Annotated in this window: 3 protein-coding genes; all 3 read left to right on the plus strand. The window is 32.5% G+C overall.

Features of this window, described 5'->3' with window-relative positions; all coding sequences use genetic code 11:
• Nucleotides 1–200: DDE-type integrase/transposase/recombinase (locus CDZ78_RS19680; protein ID WP_140414249.1), on the plus strand; the 200-nt coding region annotated here is incomplete at its 5' end.
• Nucleotides 201–271: 71 nt separating this feature from the next.
• Nucleotides 272–1,714, plus strand: coding sequence for an SIR2 family protein (locus CDZ78_RS19685; RefSeq protein WP_087871480.1), 1,443 nt, complete (start codon nucleotides 272–274; stop codon nucleotides 1,712–1,714).
• A 14-nt stretch (nucleotides 1,715–1,728) separates the two neighbouring features.
• Nucleotides 1,729–2,169, plus strand: a complete 441-nt coding sequence (locus tag CDZ78_RS19690; RefSeq protein ID WP_087871481.1) for a TIR domain-containing protein — start codon at nucleotides 1,729–1,731, stop codon at nucleotides 2,167–2,169.
• The last annotated feature ends 106 nt before the right edge of the window (nucleotides 2,170–2,275 follow it).

Below are 2,275 nucleotides of genomic sequence, written 5' to 3' on the forward strand. Positions count from 1 at the left end.
AAGTTAAATATTTGAATAACATCATCGAACAGGATCATCGCTTTATCAAATATATAACAAAACCAATGATGGGCTTTAAAGCGTTTCACTCCGCCCAACCAACAATTGATGGAATTGAAACGGCACATATCATCCGAAAGGGGCAATTGTCTGAGGAAAATATTCCTGCTTATAAGCAGTTTATGGCTTTAGCAGGATAGTTATGCCTGAAGACTAGGAGCTCTGAGCTTTTGATAATTATTGCGACAGAACCTAAAATATGGTTGTTTAAATGAAATTCAATAATGAAATTGAAATATTTATCCGAGATTATGTAAGAGATCTTAATGATGGAACAGCTTCTATTTTTGCTGGTGCTGGATTATCTATTCCAGCTGGTTTTGTTAATTGGTCTGAATTGATGACAGAGATTGCACATGATTTAGGGTTAGATGTTGATCGAGAAAGTGATTTAGTTTCCTTGGCTCAATTTCATGTAAATGAAAATGGCACAAGGTCAAAAATAAATAAAAAAATTATTGAAGAGTTTACAGGGAATGCAGAAGAAACTTTAAATCATAAAATTATTTCTAGGTTGCCTATATCCTCTATATGGACAACTAATTATGATAAATTAATAGAACAAGCTTTTGCAAAAGAAAACAAAGTAACAGATATAAAGTTCACAAATAAGCAATTTCCCTCTAATAAATCTAAACGAGATGTTGTTATTTATAAAATGCACGGAGATGCAGAGCACCCTAACGATGCCATATTGACTAAAGAAGATTATGAAAAATATCACCAATCACATGAGCCGTTTCTCAATGCATTAACAGGTGAACTAACGACAAAAACATTTTTATTTATCGGTTTTAGTTTCACTGATCCAAATTTAGATTATGTTTTAAGTCGCTTAAATCTTAGATTCAGTAAAGATATAAAACAGCATTACTGCCTTATAAAAAAACATAACTTAGATGACGCTCAAAATCCAGATAAAGTAACTTTAGATTACAACAACCGAAAACAGCAGTTAGTTATTAATGATTTAAAAAGGTATGGGATTAAATCACTAATTATTGATAATTATCAAATGATTACTATTATTCTTGAAGAGATTGAAAAAAGATTTAAAAAGCAGACAATTTTTATTTCTGGCAGTGCTGAAACTTACGATCCGCTTGATAAAAATGAAGCCCTTGGATTCATACATGTATTATCAAAAAGAATTATTGAACAAAACTTTCGTATTGTAAATGGGTTTGGGTGGGGCGTTGGAAGTTCGGTTATTAATGGTGCATTAGAAGCTATCAATGAAAAACCATTAAAGTATTCTGAAACTCAATTGGTGCTTAAACCATTTCCTCAATTTGAGTCAGGTAAGAAGAAACTACCTGAACTTTGGGAAGAATATCGCCAAAAAATGATTTCATTAAGTGGAGTATCAATATTTTTGTTTGGTAATAAGCTAGTAGATGGTGAAATAGTTCAGGCTAATGGGCTTATGAAAGAATTTGAAATATCTAAATCTAAAGGAAATATTTGTATACCTGTGGGCTGTACTGGCTATGCTTCTAAAGATATATCTGACTTAATCTTGAAATCGCCAGAAGAATATTTTGAAGACCATGAAGTAATAGCTCCTCTTGTAAAAGAACTAGCATATTGTGATATTCAATTACTTCAAAAGGTAGATATAGTTATTAAAATTTTAAACAAAATAATACAATAAAAGGAGTATAAACTATGGCAAGACAAGCATTTTTTAGTTTTAAATATAAAGATGTCTCTAGGGCTATGATTATTAGAAATAGTTGGGTAACACAAGGAAAGCAAGCCTCTGGTTTTATTGATGCTGCGGATTTTGAAGAAGTAAAACGAAAAGGTGACACTGCCATAAAGAACTGGATAGACAAACAATTAGAAGGCACGTCTGTAACCGTTGTTTTGGTGGGAGAAAAAACTTGTAGTAGCCGTTGGGTAAAATACGAGATTGAAAAAAGTATTGAACGCGGTAACGGTCTTTTAGGTATTGATATAAGTAAAATAAAAGACCTCCAAGGTAATACCTCTGATCGGTGCGGTAAAATTCCAGACGGCTATAATTTTTATTTATGGTCTAAAAATGATGGTTACAATAATATGGGTGATTGGATAGAAAAAGCAGCGAAAGATGCTGGTAGATAATCACATAACAAGAGCTATCGCCTGAGATCCCGTCAAAGGATATTGTTAGGTTCTGTCGCATAAATCCCCCTCCCGACGTTATCTGCTATCATAATTATCAATTTCA

The organism is Bathymodiolus platifrons methanotrophic gill symbiont (genome assembly GCF_002189065.1).
Classification (GTDB): domain Bacteria; phylum Pseudomonadota; class Gammaproteobacteria; order Methylococcales; family Methylomonadaceae; genus Methyloprofundus.